The sequence below is a fragment of the Undibacterium umbellatum genome (genome assembly GCF_014284125.1).
GTDB lineage: Bacteria > Pseudomonadota > Gammaproteobacteria > Burkholderiales > Burkholderiaceae_D > Undibacterium > Undibacterium umbellatum.
The window spans coordinates 33,848-50,583 of record NZ_JACOFX010000013.1 but is presented as its reverse complement, the minus strand read 5'-3'; the positions used below and the strand labels follow the sequence as shown (position 1 = coordinate 50,583).

The window sequence follows — 16,736 nt, the reverse complement described above, 5'->3', positions numbered from 1 at the left end:
ATGCGGCAGAGGAGAGGAAGATGGTTGGCAAACTGGATACATTTTTCAAGTTTCACGAGACGGCATTGTCAGTCCGGGGGCAGCGTCAGCAATTGTTGGCATCGAATATAGTCAATGCAGACACGCCCAACTACAAGGCAAAGGATATCGACTTTTCCAGCGCCTTGAGTCATGCACTGGGGCAGAATCCAAACCAGTCTCCTACGGCTTTAAATAAAACTGCAGGCAAGCACATGGATACGCCAGGCAGCGTAGCTGGCGTGGCGGCGCAATACCGGCCAACTGTACAGGGTAGTGTAGATGGAAATACAGTGGATATGGACGTAGAGCGCAATCAGTTCACAGACAATGCCCTGCGTTATGAAGCCAGCCTGACCATGATCAATATGCAAATCAAGGGCCTGTTGGCAGCGATACAAGGATAATCAAGGACAATCATCATGTCACTCTTTAATGTCTTCAATGTTGCCGGATCAGGCATGAGCGCGCAGTCGCAACGTCTGAACGTGGTAACCAGCAATCTGGCCAATGCCGACAGTGTCACCAGTTCTGACGGCACACCTTACAAAGCCAAGCAGGTGGTTTTCAGTGCTGTGCCGGTCGCAGGCACGGCTTCTACAGCGGTCAAGGTAAATGAGGTTGTAGAAGATACTAATCCGCCTAAACTGATGTATGACCCAAAACACCCTATGGCAGATGAAAAAGGCTATGTCGCCATGCCAAATGTGAATGTGGTGGAAGAAATGGTGAATATGATTTCAGCATCACGTTCATATCAAAACAATGTGGAAGTCATGAATGCAGCAAAAACCATGCTGCTGAAAACCTTGACTTTAGGGCAATAAAATTTTTTGAGGGAATAGATCATGGCTACCAGTGGCGTACAAAGCAGCACCGTGGATCCAGCGTTGTTGTCAACGATGAACGGGGCAAAAGCTTCAGCGAATTCGACAGAGGAAGCAAAAAACACTTTCATGACTTTGCTGGTGACCCAGCTCAAGAACCAGGACCCGTTGAATCCCATGGACAATGCCCAGGTGACCAGTCAGTTGGCGCAATTGTCGACGGTGTCGGGTATCGATAAGTTGAACGCATCCGTGACAGCGCTGAGTACCAGTTTCCAGAATGGACAAAACTTGCAGGCCGCCAGCATGATAGGTCATGGGGTGATTGCACCAGGCAATTCCATGATAGTCACAGAAGGCAAGGGCATCTATGGAGTGGAATTGCCACAGTCGGCCAGTAACGTGGAAGTCGTGATCCGTGATAGCGCGGATGTTGTGGTCAGAAAAATGACTTTGGGTGCCTTGCCCCAAGGCGTGAATACGCTGACCTGGGATGGCAAGACCGACGCTGGTACCACAGCTGCCAATGGTGCCTATAAATTCGAATTTGTCGCCAATGCAGCGGACAAAAAACTGGATCCGACCAGCCTGGCATTTGGCGTGGTATCGAGCATTAGCTCAGGCTCTCAAGGCCTGAAACTCAGCCTGCCGAATATTGGTGATATCAGTATGAGTGACGTAAGACAAATTTATTGATCCTTGGAGTAATCCTGTATCAAATCCTGTAGTAATGCGTAACAACGAATTAGCCTAAGTAAGGGAGAAATATCATGGGTTTTCAACAAGGACTGAGTGGACTTAACGCAGCTTCTAAATCCCTGGATGTGATTGGTAATAACATTGCCAATGCCAGCACCGTGGGTTTCAAGCAGGGGCAAACGCAATTTGCAGACGTTTATGCAAATTCGCTCAATGGCTCTTCTGGGGGGACTGTGGGTATTGGTACTAAAGTATCGGGCGTCGTCCAGCAATTCACGCAGGGGAATATTTCGACGACGAATAATCCACTCGATATCGCCATCAACGGCGGTGGTTTCTTTCGCATGTCGACCAATGGTGCCGTCACTTACTCACGGAATGGTCAGTTCCAGTTGGATAAACTGGGTAATATCGTCAATGCGCAAGGTGCGCAATTGACAGGGTATGTGGCAAATTCGGCCGGTGTATTATCTACTGGTGCTGCTGCGCCTATCAATATCAATACCTCAGATATTGCGCCAGCACAGTCAACGCTGATCAATGCTGTCATGAATCTGGATTCGCGCAAGCTGGTGCCAGGGACCCAATTGCCGGTGACTATCCCCCCGGTGATTACGCCTATCGCATTTAGTATTACCGATCCGACTACGTATAACAGTTCCACTTCGATTGCTGTGTTTGACAGCTTGGGTAATTCACATGTGGTGCAATCGTTTTTCGTGAAACGCGACAATCTTGCGACGCCACCGACCTTGCCAGTGACGATAGAATGGGATGTTTTTGCTACGGTGGATGGTGTATTGATTGCTGGTGCTGGTGCTACAGCCAATTCCGTTACCCGTCTTGGCTTTGATAATCTGGGCAGGTTGAGTTCGGTAACACCACAGTTCTCTGCGACAGATCCACGGGCAACTACCTTGACTGTGCCAGTCAGTACCGGTGCGTTGACGCCGATTAATACTACTGTGGATATCAAATACGATTTTACTGGTACGACGCAATTCGGTTCAGATTTCAGCGTCAGTAAAAATACCCAGGATGGCTATGCATCAGGTAAGTTGGCCAAGTTCAATACGGCCAAAGATGGCACTATCGTCGGCAGCTATACCAACGGCAAAACGGCGGTTCTGGCGCAAGTGGTGTTGGCTAATTTTACCAATCCAAATGGTTTGCAATCGACTGGTGATAATCAGTGGATAGAAACTGCTGCTTCCGGCAATGCCCTGGTTGGCCCTCCAAATTCAGGTGCTCTGGGTACCTTGACTTCATCTGCGACAGAAGATTCAAATACCGATTTGACGGGTGAGCTGGTGAATATGATTACCGCTCAGCGTGTTTATCAGGCCAATGCGCAAACCATCAAGACCCAGGATCAAGTATTGCAGACGCTGGTCAACCTGCGTTAATGATCGCCATTTTTATCTGCATTGATATGTGTGTTTTTAACCCTAAGCAAACAGGAGTAGCTCATGGATAGACTGGTATATACCGCGATGACCGGTGCCAAGCATATCCTTGAGCAGCAGGCTACCGTTACGCATAATCTGGCGAATGTTACGACTACAGGTTTCAGGGCGCAACTGGATTCTTTTCGTGCGGTTCCAGTCAAGAGCGATGGCTTGCCAACCCGCGCCTTTGTCGTGGATGCCACGGTAGGGACAGACTTTTCTACTGGTGGCATGCAAATCACTGGTCGCGAGCTGGATGTGGCAGTGCAGGGCAAGGGCTGGCTGGCAGTTGAGATGCCGGATGGGTCTGAGTCTTTCACACGCCACGGCAGTTTGAAAATCAGCGAGAACGGTATTTTGCAAACCCAAAGTGGTTTGAACCTGGTCGGTGATGGTGGCCCCATCACGATACCGCCGGATATGGCAATTGCGATCGCCAAGGATGGCACAGTGTCCGCCATCCCCAGTGGCACCAAACCGAATGCGGTGCAAGTTATAGGCAGATTAAAGCTCGTCAATCCGCCTGAGGATAATCTGGTGCGCGGTGATGACGGCTTATTTAAGACCAAAGATGGTACCGCCGTGGATGCGGATCCCGCAGTAGGCGTGGCGGGCGGTATGCTGGAAAACAGCAATGTCAATGTCGTTGAGTCCATGGTCAATATGATTAACCTGGCGCGTAGCTTTGAAATGCAAATGAAGGTCTTGCAGAACGCCGAGAATAACGCCACTAAAGCAGGTCAGATCTTGACTTTGAGTTGAATGGCTTTGTAGCACAATAGCTTAGTAGTAGTGTTTGCCGTTGAGGTGAATGCCAAGCAAAACAAGGCAAAAAGGGGAGTGCGATGATACGTTCATTATGGATAGCCAAGACTGGCCTGGATGCGCAGCAAACGCAGATGGACGTCGTGACCAATAATCTGGCCAATGTCAGTACAAATGGATTTAAGCGCTCGCGCGCTGTGTTTGAAGATTTGCTGTATCAAAATATACGTCAGCCTGGTGCGCAAAGTTCGCAACAGACGCAACTGCCATCCGGTTTGCAATTGGGGGCGGGTGTACGTCCGGTGGCGACAGAAAAGATTTTCACCCAGGGTAATTTGCAACAGACGGGCAATAGCAAGGATGTGGCAATACAGGGGCAGGGTTTCTTTCAAGTTTTGATGCCAGATGGCACGACTGGATATACCAGAGACGGTTCATTTCAGACCGATAGTCAGGGGCAATTAGTGACATCCAGCGGTTTTGTGATTCAACCTGCAATTACCATTCCTGCCAATGCACAATCGATCACGGTAGGACGGGATGGCACAGTCTCGGTGACACAGCCAGGTTCTGTGGCGCCAGTCCAAGTTGGCTCCTTGCAGCTCGCGACTTTTATTAACCCTGCCGGTTTGATGGCATTGGGCGAAAACTTGTATGTGGAAACTGCCGCTTCTGGCAATCCCGGCACCAATACACCAGGTACTAATGGTGCAGGCCTGCTGGTGCAAAGTTTTGTTGAAACATCCAATGTCAATGTTGCGGAAGAACTGGTGAATATGATACAGACCCAGCGCGCTTATGAAATCAATAGTAAGGCGATCACGACTTCAGACCAGATGTTGCAACGCCTGTCGCAACTCTAATGGGAAATTAATCCTTGGTCTTCAATTGTTGACACTTGGCTGATGAGTACATCATGAAATATTCAAACTTGTTCTTGCTGCTCCCTTTGTTGATGCTCACAGCATGTGCGGTGACCCCGCCAGCAATAGTGCATCAGCCGACTTCCATTCCGGCTCAATCGGCCAAACCACAGAGGCAGGCGAATGGGGCAATTTTCCAGCAGGCCAGTTATCGTCCTTTATATGAAGATGCCAAGGCACGCATGGTTGGTGACATATTGACGATTTCCATTGTTGAAAAAACTTCGGCAGGAAAAGCTGCTGCTGCCTCGAACAGCAAAACTGGTGCGGCTTCTTTTGCAGCACCGACGGTATTTGGCGTCCCGGCGACGACCACAGCGCAAGCTGCTCTGGCCACCTCCTCATCGACCAAGTACGATGAAAAAGGCGCACAAACTGCCAGTAATAATTTCACTGGCACGATTGCTGTGACGGTGATCGATGTCATGCCAAACGGTAATTTGCTCGTCAGCGGTGAGAAACAACTGGCCTTTGATAAAGGGGCAGAATTTGTACGCTTTTCTGGCGTCATTAATCCCACCACCATTGCTGCTGGCAATGTGGTCGCATCTACCCAGGTTGCTGATGCGCGCTTTGAATACCGTTCAACTTCACGACTTGATTCTACTGAAATGAGTTCCATGCTGTCGCGGTTTTTCCTTAGCTTTCTTCCTTTATAGTGAATGGTCAGGGTAGTTTTATGAACGCACTTTTCCCATCAAGAATGATCAAGGCTGCCATGCTGGTCACGGCGATATTGGCTGCCATGATCACGCCGGAAAGTCGTGCAGAGCGCATCAAGGATCTGGCTGGCATACAGGGCGTGCGGCAAAATCAATTGCTGGGATATGGTCTGGTAGTTGGTCTCGATGGCAGTGGTGACCAGACTACGCAAACCCCGTTTACCGTGCAGAGCATCATCAGCATGTTGCAGCAACTGGGGGTCGCCATTCCGGTAGGAACCAGCTTGCAATTAAAGAACGTGGCTGCAGTCATGGTAACAACTTCCTTGCCGGCATTTGCCCAGCCTGGACAGACTCTGGATATTACAGTGTCGTCCATGGGTAATGCCAAGAGCTTGCGTGGCGGTACTTTATTGATGACACCATTAAAAGGTGCGGACAACCAGATTTATGCGATGGCACAGGGCAATGTGCTGGTGGGCGGGGTTGGTGCTGCGGCCAATGGCAGCAAAGCCCAGGTCAATCATTTAAGTGTGGGTAAAATTTCTTCCGGCGCTACCGTGGAGCGAGCTGTACCAAATTCAGTCGCGCAAGGGCCGACTATACAACTGGAATTGAATACCTCGGATTTCTCTACCGCCAGCAGGGTCGTCGATGCGATCAACCGTCGCTTTGGACCAGATACTGCTGCCGCCATGGATGGCCGCGTGATTCAAGTGAAAGCACCTGCTACTGCCGATCAGCGTGTCGCATTTTTGGGTAATCTGGAAAACATTGACGTGACCCCGGCGCAAACCGCGGCCAAAGTGATTTTGAATGCCAGAACCGGTTCCATCGTGATGAACCAGGCAGTGACGCTAGAAACGTGTGCGGTGGCACATGGCAACCTGTCTGTCGTGATCAATACCGATAACACCGTCAGCCAGCCAAATGCACTGGCCGCTGGACAGACCGCGCCAACTGCCAATTCTACTGTCACCATTACCAAAGATGCGGGACAATTATTGATGCTGAAAGCGGGCGTGTCGCTGACTGACGTTGTGAAAGCACTCAATGCTATTGGTGCAACGCCGCAAGATTTGTTATCCATACTGCAAGCCATCAAGGCATCTGGTGCATTGCGCGCAGACCTGGAAATTATCTAAGGAATCGAGATGATAGGGCGCACCGATTTCACGGACAGAACGGCTTTCGACAGCAAAGGTCTTGATGAGCTCAAGCAGTCGGCGAGAAATAATTCGCCTGATGCAATTAAGGGTGCTGCCCAGCAGTTTGAAGCGCTGTTCATGAACATGATGTTGAAATCCATGCGTCAGGCGGGTGGTCAGGATGGTGTGTTCGATAGTGAACAAAGCCGCATGTATACTTCCATGCTGGATCAGCAGTTATCGCAAACCATGGCCAAGAAAGGCGTAGGCCTGGCAGATGTACTCGTCAGGCAACTCTCCAATAATGCCATGAACCAGGCACTGGAGGCCGACACTGGAGGCAGCCCTGGTAATCCTGCAAGTTCAGCCAGCGTCCGTGGGATCAACACTTATCTGGATAATTTGAAATTTGAACAAATGCCGGCCAGTGCACCCAAGACGGCATTCACCGGGCCAAATCATGTCCGTGAATTCCAGGAAAAACTGACTGCTCATGCTGAACAAGCCAGCCAGGAAACGGGTATTCCAGCCAAATTCATGCTGGGCCAGGCTGCCCTGGAAAGTGGCTGGGGGCGTCGCGAAATCAAAACCGCAGATGGTTCAAGTAGCCATAATATTTTTGGTATGAAGGCTACCAAGGGCTGGAAAGGGAAGACCGTTGATGCTGTTACAACAGAGTATGTGAATGGTGTTGCCCAGCGCAGAGTCGAAAAATTCAGGGCGTATGATACTTATGCAGATGCATTCAAGGACTATGCCAAATTGATCACCAAGAATCCACGTTATGAAAACGTGATTGCCAATTCCAAAGACGCTTCAAGTTTTGCTCAGGGCTTGCAAAAAGCCGGTTATGCGACCGATCCTGAGTATGCCAATAAGTTAACAAAAATCATCAAAAATTCCCTTTCAACATAAGTTTCCCCAGTGAAAGTGCAATCAGATTAAAGTTTTTCAGAAACGCACCGACAACATGATTGATAGCACTGGGTAGCTAACTTAGCAAAAGAGCAGGTTCAATTATGGGTTCAAATATATTTGGTGTAGGCAAATCGGCTCTGGCTGCGGCACAGTTGGGTATTGCCACGGCTGGGCATAATATTGCCAATGCATCAACCCCAGGATATAACCGCCAATCCATCATTCAGACAGCAAATGAGCCCCAAAACCTGGGCGGCTCATTTATAGGTCAGGGTGTTTCCGTTACTCAGATACAACGTCAATACAATTCCTTTTTGGGTAATCAGGTCAATGCATCGCAGTCTGCTAAAAACCAGGCCGATGTCTATTACAACCAGATCAGCCAGATCAATAATCTGGTAGCAGACCCGACAGCAGGCGTCACGCCTGCCCTGCAGGACTTTTTTAAAGCTTTCCAGAATCTGGCCGCCAGCCCGAATGGTACGGCCGGTGCCGCTGCACGTCAGGCTGCATTGTCGTCTGCGCAAGCACTGACAGGACGTCTGAATGGCTTGCAAACCCGGTTGGATCAAATTTCTGCTGACGTCAATGGGCAGATAGGAACAGTGGTTGGCTCTATCAATAGTTACGCATCGCAACTGGCAAATTTAAACGATGTTATTGAAAAAGCTCAGGGTATTTCCAGTAATAGCAGTGGTCCCAATGACTTGCTTGACCAGAGAGATCAACTTGTTACAGAATTAAGTAAGCTGACCAAGGTCAGTGTGGTGCCCCAAGGTGCCAAATACAATATATTCATAGGCAATGGTCAGCCACTGGTGTTGGGCAGTGATGTCACAAAATTGCAAGTCAGCCAGTCTTTGACTGATCCGGCACGCACTCAAGTTTCTTATGTGACGAACGGTACGTCGGTACTGTTGCCAGAAAGCAGTTTTGGTGGGGGTAAATTGGGTGGCTTGTTTGATTTCAGGGCAAGTACTCTGGATGTCGCGCAAAACGGAGTAGGCAGAATTGCCATCGGGCTTGCAACACAATTTAACGACCAGCAAAAGTTAGGTCTGGACTTGAATGGGCAAGTGGGAGGCAATTTCTTCAATATTGCTGGTCCGATATCGACGCCTAGTGCATTGAATACTTCAACAGCAGCAATCAGTGCCAGTATTACCGATACCACTGCCTTAACAACCAGTGATTATCGTCTGCAATTTATTGGTGGTAATTACAAGTTAACACGTCTGTCGGATGGCGTGTCGCAGACTACAGCAAGCCTGCCTTTGAAATTTGATGGTATTAATTTTCAGTTGGCACCGCCGCCAGCCGCTGCTGTTCCTGCTGCGGGGGATGAATTCCTGATCAGGCCGACTGCCGCTGGCGGTTCAAGTATCTCCGTCGTCATTCAAGACCCGGCCAAGTTGGCAGCAGCAGCACCACTGAATACCTCATTTCCAACAACCAATACGGGGACTGGGAAGATCAGTTCAGGGGTTGCCAATTCGCAGGTGGCTTCCGCCAGTAACTCAGCAACGGCAACCATAGGTCCCGCGACAGCGGATAATTCATTTATCGGTTCTACACTGGCGGCACCGGTGACGCTGACATTCGCCTCGCCTGCCAATACACTGACAGGTTTTCCTGCTGGTGCGACAGTGTCTGTGAAAGTTGGCGCGGTGACGACTAATTACCCCCCGCCAGCAACGGTACCTTACACCAGCGGCGCAACGATCAGCTTTAGCGGTATCAGCTTTGCTGTGACTGACGGTGCTGCGCCACCCTCCAATGGTGAAACGTTTACGTTGTCTGCCGCCTTGCCAGTTGCCGCTACCCGGCTGACTTATAACTCGGCAGGCAATACCTTGACTGGCTTTCCGGCTACCGCCAATGTGACGGTTACCAACGGCAACACATCGACAACGTATCCTGCAGGAACTGCCATACCTTATACTGCCGGTTCTACTATCAGTTATAGCGGCATCAGTTTTTCCGTGTCAGGCAGTCCGGCCAATGGTGACGTATTTAATGTCGCCCCAAATACCAACGGTTCCGGCGATAACCGCAATGCCGTTATTCTGAGCAGTTTACAAACACAAAATACCATCGGTGGCAAAACTACTACTTTCCAGGGTGGTTATGCCCAGTTCGTCAGTCTGGTCGGCAACAAGGCGCATGAGCTGGAAATTACGAGTGCTTCAGAAACCAAGTTATTGGCGCAAAACGTCGCAGCCCAGCAATCAGAGTCGGGTGTGAACCTGGACGAAGAAGCAGCAGATTTATTACGTTACCAGCAGGCCTATCAAGCGGCAGGCAAGTTGATGCAAATAGCAAGTACATTGTTTGACTCCTTATTGGCGTTGGGCAGATAGAGGTAATCATGCGTATCAGTACAAGTACCATTTATCAATCCGCTGGCACCAGAATCAGTGACTTGCAAGCGAGTGTGAATAAAATTTCACAGCAAGTTTCCTCTGGTCGCCGTGTCTTGACACCAGCTGACGACCCGATTGCATCGGCACGGGCGCTGGTGATTTCCCAGTCGGACTCTTTGAATACTCAGTTCGCCACCAATCGTCAGGCTGCAAAAAATAATCTCAGTGCGTCAGAAAGTGTATTGGGTAATGTTACCGAGGCCTTGCACAATATTAAAACCTTGATCGTCAAGGCTGGTAATGGCACATATACAGATACCGAGCGCGGTTTTATTGCCCAGGAGCTGCAGGGTAATCTTGATCAGTTGTTTGGACATGCCAACGCTACTGACGGTACTGGCAATTATCTGTTTTCCGGATTTAATAGCACGACTGCGCCATATACAAAAAAAGCCGGTGGTGCCACTTACAATGGTGATCTTGGACAAAGGTTTATCCAGGCAGATTCTTCCAGGCAGATACCTTTGAGTGGTCCAGGTACTGAAATTTTTGAAAATATCCGTACTGCGCCAGGGCAATTCAATGTCCAGCCCAATCCTTCAAATGCCGGGCTGGCCGTGGCTGCTGCATCGATCAATGTGCCTACTTCAGCGAATTTGACTGGCAATAACTATGAAGTGGCCTTTGATAACCTGGGTACTTCTTTTACGGTAACGAATAAAACGACAGGGACGGTGGTTGTGCCGTTGACACCTTACGTCAGTGGCGCGCCGATCACTTTTGATGGCATAGACTTGAGTGTCACCAATGCCGTTGGGCCACCGGTAAGTGCTCCGGGTCCAGGTGATAAGTATACTGTGCAACCCGGCAACCAAAACATTTTTGAGACGGTAACAGACATCATCAATGCCTTGAATTTACCGGCAGGTAATGCTTCTGCCAAAAAGGAACTGACCGCGGCACTCAATCAGGGCAATAATAATGTCGACAAATCGCTCAATAATGTACTGACAGCACGTGCCAAGCTGGGAACGAGTCTCAAGGAAATAGAAGATCTTGATAGTGAAGGCGATGCCAAGAGTGTGGCCTTCAAGCAGGATTTGTCTGCCTTACTGGATCTTGATTATGCCAAAGCATTGACCGAACTCAGCCAGCAGCAAGTGACGTTGCAGGCAGCCCAGCAGTCCTTTGTCAAAACCTCGGAATTGTCTTTATTTAGTTATATACGCTGACAAATCTGGATCATCAAGTTTATAAACCAAAAGCAGCCTCAGCTGCTTTTGGTTTTTACATCAGCTTCATTTAAATTTTTTCCATGTCTTCTGCATCAAGAGCGATCACATGGGTTTGCATGATGCCACGCTCGTCATGCCATTCACGCATGACACAGGGCTGGCCTTCTTCATCCATGGCAATGACTTTAAAGAACTGACCTATCATCGACTCAATAAGTATGCGTTCATCTTCGGGGAAGCTTTTGATGAATCTCTTGTCGAGATTGACTACGCGGACGATGTCGCCAACGGCAACGGTTTGGTTTTTGCAATCAACTGCGGCTTGAGGTGCTGACATGGCGGCTTCCGGATAAATAATATGCGGATATTGTACTTGCTCTGTACCATTCTGCCGCTTTTTCATCAAAGCTTCATGCCGTAACCAGGTGCAGACTGATACGGCCTATGCATGCTGCCCCATCTGCCGTCATGGGGGCGCATGCCAGCGGGCTGACTTGTAGCGTTTGCTCGTTTCAGTCATCACCACTACGCAAACTTTTCAGCAAGTCGGCAACGTCGAGCGTGATGTTCATGCCTGAGCCAAGTGCTTGGATTAGATATCGTCATATCTAATGTGTCGGAGAAATAAAAAAGGCTTGATTGTCATGAACAATCAAGCCTTTGCAGCCTTATTACTGGGTTACTCAGAAATCTCCATCAATCAACCAGGCTTCTTTTCCCGTGCCACCCAATACAGGGTGAAGGCAATCAGTATATACGGGATCATCGACAAGGCATTGGCATTGACACCTTCAAAGAATGGATTGTTTGCCATTGCCCATTCACTAACTTTTTTGTCGAAGTCAGTCAAGATACCGGCAGTGAATGCAATCACGATACCTGCCAGTGCGCCACCAGCAATATAACCGGAAGACAGCAATACGCCGGAACTGCGGTCACCCGCTGCCTGTTTCTCTTCTTCACTGAGATGCTTATTATGTTCCAGCTTGTTATTGCGACGATCTACCGCCCAACGTATCATGCCGCCGATAAACAGCGGGGCAGAGGAGGACAGTGGCAAATACACGCCAACGGCAAAAGCCAGTGATGGTATGCCTGCCATTTCCAGCACTAGCGCAATCATCACTCCAAACAAGACCAGGGTCCAGGGTAGCTGCTGGTCCAGGATGCCTTTGATGATGTAAGACATCAGCACAGCTTTTGGGGCGTCGTATTTCTTGACTTCAGTACCATCAGGGCGTTTGTTGTGGGCACCATTGATACCGGGGTCAACCAGATACACTGCCTTGCCGGCATTGTCGACAAAGTATTTGCCGGCAGGTCCACCGACATTGTCATTCTTGTGCCAGACTTTGTAAGTGCCTTTATCTGTCTCAGCCTGTGGCCCTTGTAATTGACCTGTGTCTGTCAGTTTCGAGGCATCCGTCTGCAGGGCAGGGGCTACTTGCGCTGCCGGTACATAGACTGTGCCGGAGTCATTCAGTTTCAACAAGATAGGGCCAAGGATCAGGGCTGAAGACAAGGCACCTGCCAGAATCGCATATTGCTGCAAACGCGGTGTGGAGCCAACGATGTAGCCGGTTTTCAAATCCTGTGAAGTGGTACCGGCATTGCTGGACGCGATACAGACAATTGCGCCGACAGACAGGGCAGTGACATAGTATTGGCCACCAGTCCAGCCCATGATCAGGAAGATCAGGCAAGTAAACAGCAGAGTGGCTACCGTCATGCCAGAGATAGGGTTGGAGGAGGAGCCAATCTCACCCGTCAGCCGGGAAGAAACCGTAGCAAACAGGAAGCCAAATACCAGAATCAACAGCGCACCCAGGAAATTCATGTGCAGCGGTGTGGCAAAAGTAATGACGGCAATAATGGCCAGTGCACCAATGACTACCCATTTCATCGGAATGTCCTGATCAGTGCGCAGCGGTGCGGTGGCTGCCGCAGCACCTTTACCCAGGCCAGACAAGCCAGCCGACAGGCTGCGCCAGATAGTTGGCATGGCACGCATCAGGCTGATCAGACCACCAGCAGCAACTGCACCAGCGCCGATGTACAGGATATAGGCGCCACGTACATCATGGGAACTCATTTCACTGATGAGCTTGGTTCCAGGAGCCAGGGGCACGCTCAGTGCGTCACCAAAGAACTTGATCATCGGTATCAGCAAGAGATATGACATGACGCCACCGGCTGCCATAACGGCAGCAATGCGCGGGCCAATGATGTAGCCTACGCCCAGCAGTTCCGGGGATACTTCAGCGCCCAGCGAGCCACCTTTCAATGGTGCGCCGAATACGACTTCAGGTGTATCTTTCCAGCCTTTAAGGGCAACGTTGGCGATCTTGTACAAGAGACCAATGCCAAAGCCAGCAAAGATAATCGTTGCACGTTTGCTGGCGTCGTCTGCTGCATTCGGATTATTTTTTTCGCCAGCTGCTTCGCGGGAAGCATCGGTTGCTGCCGCTTTCAATACTTCGGCGCAAGCCGTGCCTTCTGGGTATTTCAGCTCATTGTGCTTTTCCACTATCATGGTTCTGCGCATGGGGATCATGAGTAAAATACCCAGCAAACCACCCAGGCAGCCAACCAGCATGACGCGCGAGATTTCCAGATCAAAACCCAGGATCAGGATGGCTGGCATCGTCACGCCCAAACCAAAAGCCAGGGATTCGCCAGCAGAACCGGCGGTCTGAGTGATACTGTTCTCCAGGATGGTCGCATCTTTTGCGCCGAACTTGTTTCCAAGCCGGAACAGGGTGATGGCGATGACTGCGACCGGTATCGAGGCGCTGACAGTCAAGCCTACCTTGAGTACCAGATACAATGAAGATGCACCGAAAACCATACCAAGTAATACACCCATGATCAGGGCTCTTGCGGTCATTTCGGGAAGGATGGCGGACGCAGGGATATAGGGTTTGAACCCAGGCTTGGCAGCAGGCGTTGACATTTCTGTTGGCATTGGTCTACCTATTTGTTGTCAAAAAGGCTGAATAAGAGGGTGATCCATTTCAGCATGGCGAATAAACAATCCCCCTCTGGTCTCATGTGGGGGATCGATGAAAAAACATAAATATTCGCGCATTATCACGCTTTCTTTAGCCTGTTTGCAATGCCATCCTTAAACTTGTTGCATCTCCTCTTGTTTGCTCAGGCGCGGCAAGACGGTAATGCCACGAATAATGGGGTTTTTTGCAGCAAGTATCGCCAGCAACAAGGCGGCTATTCCAGCAAAACCCAGTGCATAGCGCAAACCCATATGCTCACCCAGCCAGCCTCCTATTAACGCGCCAGGCCCTGCCGGTATCAGTATCAACCAGCGCATGGTGCTGGTCATGCGACCCAGCATGGCTTCTGGCGTGACTGCCTGGCGCAAAGCCAGGAAGTTAATGAAGATCAGTACGCCACCTATGGAGAAGCACATCAGCATGAAACCGAATGCTGCGATGCCCCAGTTATTGGCAGGTGCCAACGCCAGTAAGCCCCAGCCCAAGCCGCAGACCGCCACGCCCAGCACCATGCAGGGGCCAGGCCCGATGTCGCGGCTGATACGGTTGCCATACACGCTTGCGATAATGGTACCCAGACCCATGCCCATGTAACTCAGGCCAACAGCCTGTTCAGATAAGCCAAGTTCACGCGTCGCAAACAGGATTTGCACGACCAATGCAGCGTTATAGCAAAGCTGCCAGCCACCAACCGTTAGCGCCAGTGCAATCAGCAAGGGTTTATTGGCGACAAAGGACAGTCCGGCCTTCAAGTCTCGCCAAAAATGTGCGTCTGCACGTGGTTTTCTGACTTCGTTCACATGGATCCCGCGCAAGATCACTGCTGATGTCAGCAACAAGACAGCATCAGCCAGCAAGGCGATCGGTGCACCCAGCAGTTTGATCAATGCACCGGCAGTGGCAGGGCCTGCAACTTCAGCCCCCGAAGTTGCCAGGGCATTTTTTGCATGCGCTTCCACCAAACGATCACGTGGCACGATTTGCGTCAGGACAATTTGTGAGGCCGTACCTGCCGTGGTGTTAACGACACCTATCATGAAGCCCACGATGTATAACCAAGTCATGTTCAGATAACCCAGCCACCAGGCAACAGGCACACTGGCGACAGCAATGGAAATCAGGATTTCGCCAACGACATAGACCGGCAGCTTGCGTACCCGGTCCAGCCAGACGCCGGAAGGCAGCGATAGTAAGACAAAGGGCAAGACCTCCATGAATGTCAGCATGCCCATTTGAGTAGCACTGGCATGCAGCAAGATAGCTGCTGTCAGTGGAAGTGCCAGCATAGTGACCTGGGCGCCAAATGAACTGATCAGTATTGACGTCCACAAGCGCCTGTAGACAAGATCCCGTAATAAATCCCGTTCAGGGAGTGAAAATATGCCTAAAATTTTATTTTTCATGATGAGTAATACAATAATTTGCCCGTGTCTTTATGCTTGGCGAGATGAAAAGCAGGACACAGGTCTGGGCGTCTATGCGCAACCAGGATGGAGCAAAAAAAGCAAAGATGGATGATATGAAATGCTTGGTATGGCTGAACAAGCTGGGTCAGCGATTACTACCGTATCATCAGGGCATCTGGCGAATAGCGCAGATTAGTCGAACTAGTCGAACGATTCGAACTTAAACTGGGCTTGGGGCATGCGCAAAGCTTCGTCGCCAGTGCTGAAAAGCCTGGCTGCACCACGGTGTTACTAGTGACGCTGCAGTTTGCAAGTACATTTACCCAAGTCCTGAGGGTTGAAAGTGAATGAAAATTAACAAGCGCAACAGATTTTTATTGACGCCAGATATGAATAGATTGTATTGCTCTTCATAAGTTCCCGCTAGTGAAAAAATATGATGTTTGAAAAACCTGTAGTCATGATTGACTTTGAAACCTCCGGCATGTCACCAGATCAAGGAGGGCGTGTTACAGAAGTGGCAGCCTTGCGTATTGTTGGTGGTGAAATCGTCGACCGCTATGTCAGCCTCATCAATAGCAATGTGCGTATTCCTTACTTTATTACCGAATTGACAGGCATTACCCAGTCCATGGTGGACAAAGCACCACCAGTATCCGAGGTGTTACCTGAGTTGGTAGAGTTTATAGGCACTGATGCGCTGGCAGCGCACAACGCCAGTTTTGATGAAAAATTCTTATTGGCTGAGAGTGACAGGCTAGGCTTGTGGCCAGCCCATGATGGCGTGATTTGCTCCGTCAAATTGGCGCGCAGGGTTTTCCCTGGATTGAGCACCTATTCACTGGGACCGCTGGCTGCTTCCATGGGTATACGTTTCAAAGGTTCTGCTCATAGGGCCGAGGCAGATGCGGAAGTAGCATCTGCCTTGATGCTGCATATTGCCGGTGAACTGGGACAACGTTACGGTTATCCTGCGATTGATCCACGTTTGCTGCAGGACATCAACAAGCTGGCAGCGGTAAAAGTACCTGCATTTTTGAAAAAACATAGAGCGGCCGAGATTGCTGCTGATGCTGCCCCCGCACCCTTGATAAAAACCAAGGGTGTGCAACGCTTTCGCCACTACAAAGGCGGGATTTATGAACTGGTGTGTGAGGCAACGCAAGAATCTGACTTAAGCCCTGTGATTGTTTATCGCGCCCATGATGGTTCAATCTGGACCAGACCCAGGTCTGTCTTTTTTGAAATGCTGCAGATCAATGGCGCAGAAGTCATGCGTTTTACGCCCATCAAGGAATAAAAAAAGCGGGCAC

At 50.0% G+C, this 16,736-nt stretch carries 15 protein-coding genes; 12 read left to right on the top strand and 3 right to left on the bottom strand.

Going from position 1 to position 16,736, the window contains the following annotated elements; all coding sequences use genetic code 11:
* Positions 1-20: 20 nt before the first annotated feature.
* From flgB to flgL, 11 genes are all read left to right on the top strand, one after another.
* Positions 21-425 (top strand): flagellar basal body rod protein FlgB, encoded by a 405-nt coding sequence (flgB, locus tag H8L47_RS20465; protein WP_186955458.1) that lies wholly within the window; start codon positions 21-23, stop codon positions 423-425.
* 15 nt (positions 426-440) lie between these two features.
* A complete protein-coding gene (gene flgC / locus H8L47_RS20460; RefSeq protein WP_186955457.1) occupies positions 441-845 on the top strand; it encodes a flagellar basal body rod protein FlgC in 405 nt (134 codons plus the stop codon).
* A 21-nt stretch (positions 846-866) separates the two neighbouring features.
* Positions 867-1,541, top strand: coding sequence for a flagellar hook assembly protein FlgD (locus H8L47_RS20455; RefSeq protein WP_186955456.1), 675 nt, complete (start codon positions 867-869; stop codon positions 1,539-1,541).
* 74 nt (positions 1,542-1,615) lie between these two features.
* Positions 1,616-2,950: a flagellar hook protein FlgE gene (flgE, locus tag H8L47_RS20450; RefSeq protein ID WP_186955455.1), complete on the top strand. Its 1,335-nt coding sequence runs from the start codon at positions 1,616-1,618 to the stop codon at positions 2,948-2,950.
* A 63-nt stretch (positions 2,951-3,013) separates the two neighbouring features.
* Entirely contained in the window at positions 3,014-3,754 is a 741-nt protein-coding gene (flgF, locus tag H8L47_RS20445; protein ID WP_186955454.1) for a flagellar basal-body rod protein FlgF, read from the top strand.
* 83 nt (positions 3,755-3,837) lie between these two features.
* A complete protein-coding gene (gene flgG / locus H8L47_RS20440; protein WP_186955453.1) occupies positions 3,838-4,620 on the top strand; it encodes a flagellar basal-body rod protein FlgG in 783 nt (260 codons plus the stop codon).
* A gap of 53 nt (positions 4,621-4,673) precedes the next feature.
* Complete coding sequence (locus H8L47_RS20435) at positions 4,674-5,339, top strand: flagellar basal body L-ring protein FlgH (protein WP_186955452.1); 666 nt, start codon at positions 4,674-4,676, stop codon at positions 5,337-5,339.
* A gap of 44 nt (positions 5,340-5,383) precedes the next feature.
* On the top strand, positions 5,384-6,487 hold the full coding sequence (locus H8L47_RS20430; protein WP_186955563.1) for a flagellar basal body P-ring protein FlgI: 1,104 nt from the start codon (positions 5,384-5,386) through the stop codon (positions 6,485-6,487).
* 9 nt (positions 6,488-6,496) lie between these two features.
* On the top strand, positions 6,497-7,405 hold the full coding sequence (gene flgJ / locus H8L47_RS20425; protein ID WP_186955451.1) for a flagellar assembly peptidoglycan hydrolase FlgJ: 909 nt from the start codon (positions 6,497-6,499) through the stop codon (positions 7,403-7,405).
* 104 nt (positions 7,406-7,509) lie between these two features.
* Positions 7,510-9,768, top strand: a complete 2,259-nt coding sequence (gene flgK, locus H8L47_RS20420; RefSeq protein WP_186955450.1) for a flagellar hook-associated protein FlgK — start codon at positions 7,510-7,512, stop codon at positions 9,766-9,768.
* A gap of 8 nt (positions 9,769-9,776) precedes the next feature.
* On the top strand, positions 9,777-11,003 hold the full coding sequence (gene flgL / locus H8L47_RS20415) for a flagellar hook-associated protein FlgL (protein WP_186955449.1): 1,227 nt from the start codon (positions 9,777-9,779) through the stop codon (positions 11,001-11,003).
* Between the two features lie 70 nt (positions 11,004-11,073).
* On the opposite strand, the gene H8L47_RS20410 is transcribed toward flgL, so the two are convergent.
* From H8L47_RS20410 to H8L47_RS20400, 3 genes are all read right to left on the bottom strand, one after another.
* On the bottom strand, positions 11,074-11,409 hold the full coding sequence (locus H8L47_RS20410; RefSeq protein ID WP_186955448.1) for a hypothetical protein: 336 nt from the start codon (positions 11,407-11,409) through the stop codon (positions 11,074-11,076).
* A gap of 297 nt (positions 11,410-11,706) precedes the next feature.
* Positions 11,707-13,971 carry an OPT family oligopeptide transporter gene (locus H8L47_RS20405; RefSeq protein WP_230413840.1) on the bottom strand — a complete coding sequence of 755 codons (2,265 nt, stop codon included), beginning with the start codon at positions 13,969-13,971 and terminating at the stop codon, positions 11,707-11,709.
* A 159-nt stretch (positions 13,972-14,130) separates the two neighbouring features.
* Positions 14,131-15,420 carry an MFS transporter gene (locus H8L47_RS20400; RefSeq protein ID WP_186955447.1) on the bottom strand — a complete coding sequence of 430 codons (1,290 nt, stop codon included), beginning with the start codon at positions 15,418-15,420 and terminating at the stop codon, positions 14,131-14,133.
* Positions 15,421-15,862: 442 nt separating this feature from the next.
* Here H8L47_RS20400 and H8L47_RS20395 point away from each other — a divergent pair, with 442 nt between their 5' ends.
* Positions 15,863-16,723 carry a DUF1653 domain-containing protein gene (locus tag H8L47_RS20395; RefSeq protein ID WP_186955446.1) on the top strand — a complete coding sequence of 287 codons (861 nt, stop codon included), beginning with the start codon at positions 15,863-15,865 and terminating at the stop codon, positions 16,721-16,723.
* Positions 16,724-16,736 lie beyond the last annotated feature (13 nt).

Coding starts and splice junctions, on each gene's coding strand:
- flgC (WP_186955457.1), top strand. CDS start 441: ATGTCACTCTTTAATGTCTTCAATGTTGCCGGATCAGGCATGAGCGCG.
- H8L47_RS20430 (WP_186955563.1), top strand. CDS start 5,384: ATGATCAAGGCTGCCATGCTGGTCACGGCGATATTGGCTGCCATGATC.
- H8L47_RS20395 (WP_186955446.1), top strand. CDS start 15,863: ATGTTTGAAAAACCTGTAGTCATGATTGACTTTGAAACCTCCGGCATG.
- H8L47_RS20455 (WP_186955456.1), top strand. CDS start 867: ATGGCTACCAGTGGCGTACAAAGCAGCACCGTGGATCCAGCGTTGTTG.
- flgJ (WP_186955451.1), top strand. CDS start 6,497: ATGATAGGGCGCACCGATTTCACGGACAGAACGGCTTTCGACAGCAAA.
- flgK (WP_186955450.1), top strand. CDS start 7,510: ATGGGTTCAAATATATTTGGTGTAGGCAAATCGGCTCTGGCTGCGGCA.
- flgB (WP_186955458.1), top strand. CDS start 21: ATGGTTGGCAAACTGGATACATTTTTCAAGTTTCACGAGACGGCATTG.
- H8L47_RS20400 (WP_186955447.1), bottom strand. CDS start 15,420: ATGAAAAATAAAATTTTAGGCATATTTTCACTCCCTGAACGGGATTTA.
- flgL (WP_186955449.1), top strand. CDS start 9,777: ATGCGTATCAGTACAAGTACCATTTATCAATCCGCTGGCACCAGAATC.
- flgG (WP_186955453.1), top strand. CDS start 3,838: ATGATACGTTCATTATGGATAGCCAAGACTGGCCTGGATGCGCAGCAA.
- flgF (WP_186955454.1), top strand. CDS start 3,014: ATGGATAGACTGGTATATACCGCGATGACCGGTGCCAAGCATATCCTT.
- flgE (WP_186955455.1), top strand. CDS start 1,616: ATGGGTTTTCAACAAGGACTGAGTGGACTTAACGCAGCTTCTAAATCC.
- H8L47_RS20410 (WP_186955448.1), bottom strand. CDS start 11,409: ATGAAAAAGCGGCAGAATGGTACAGAGCAAGTACAATATCCGCATATT.
- H8L47_RS20405 (WP_230413840.1), bottom strand. CDS start 13,971: ATGCCAACAGAAATGTCAACGCCTGCTGCCAAGCCTGGGTTCAAACCC.
- H8L47_RS20435 (WP_186955452.1), top strand. CDS start 4,674: ATGAAATATTCAAACTTGTTCTTGCTGCTCCCTTTGTTGATGCTCACA.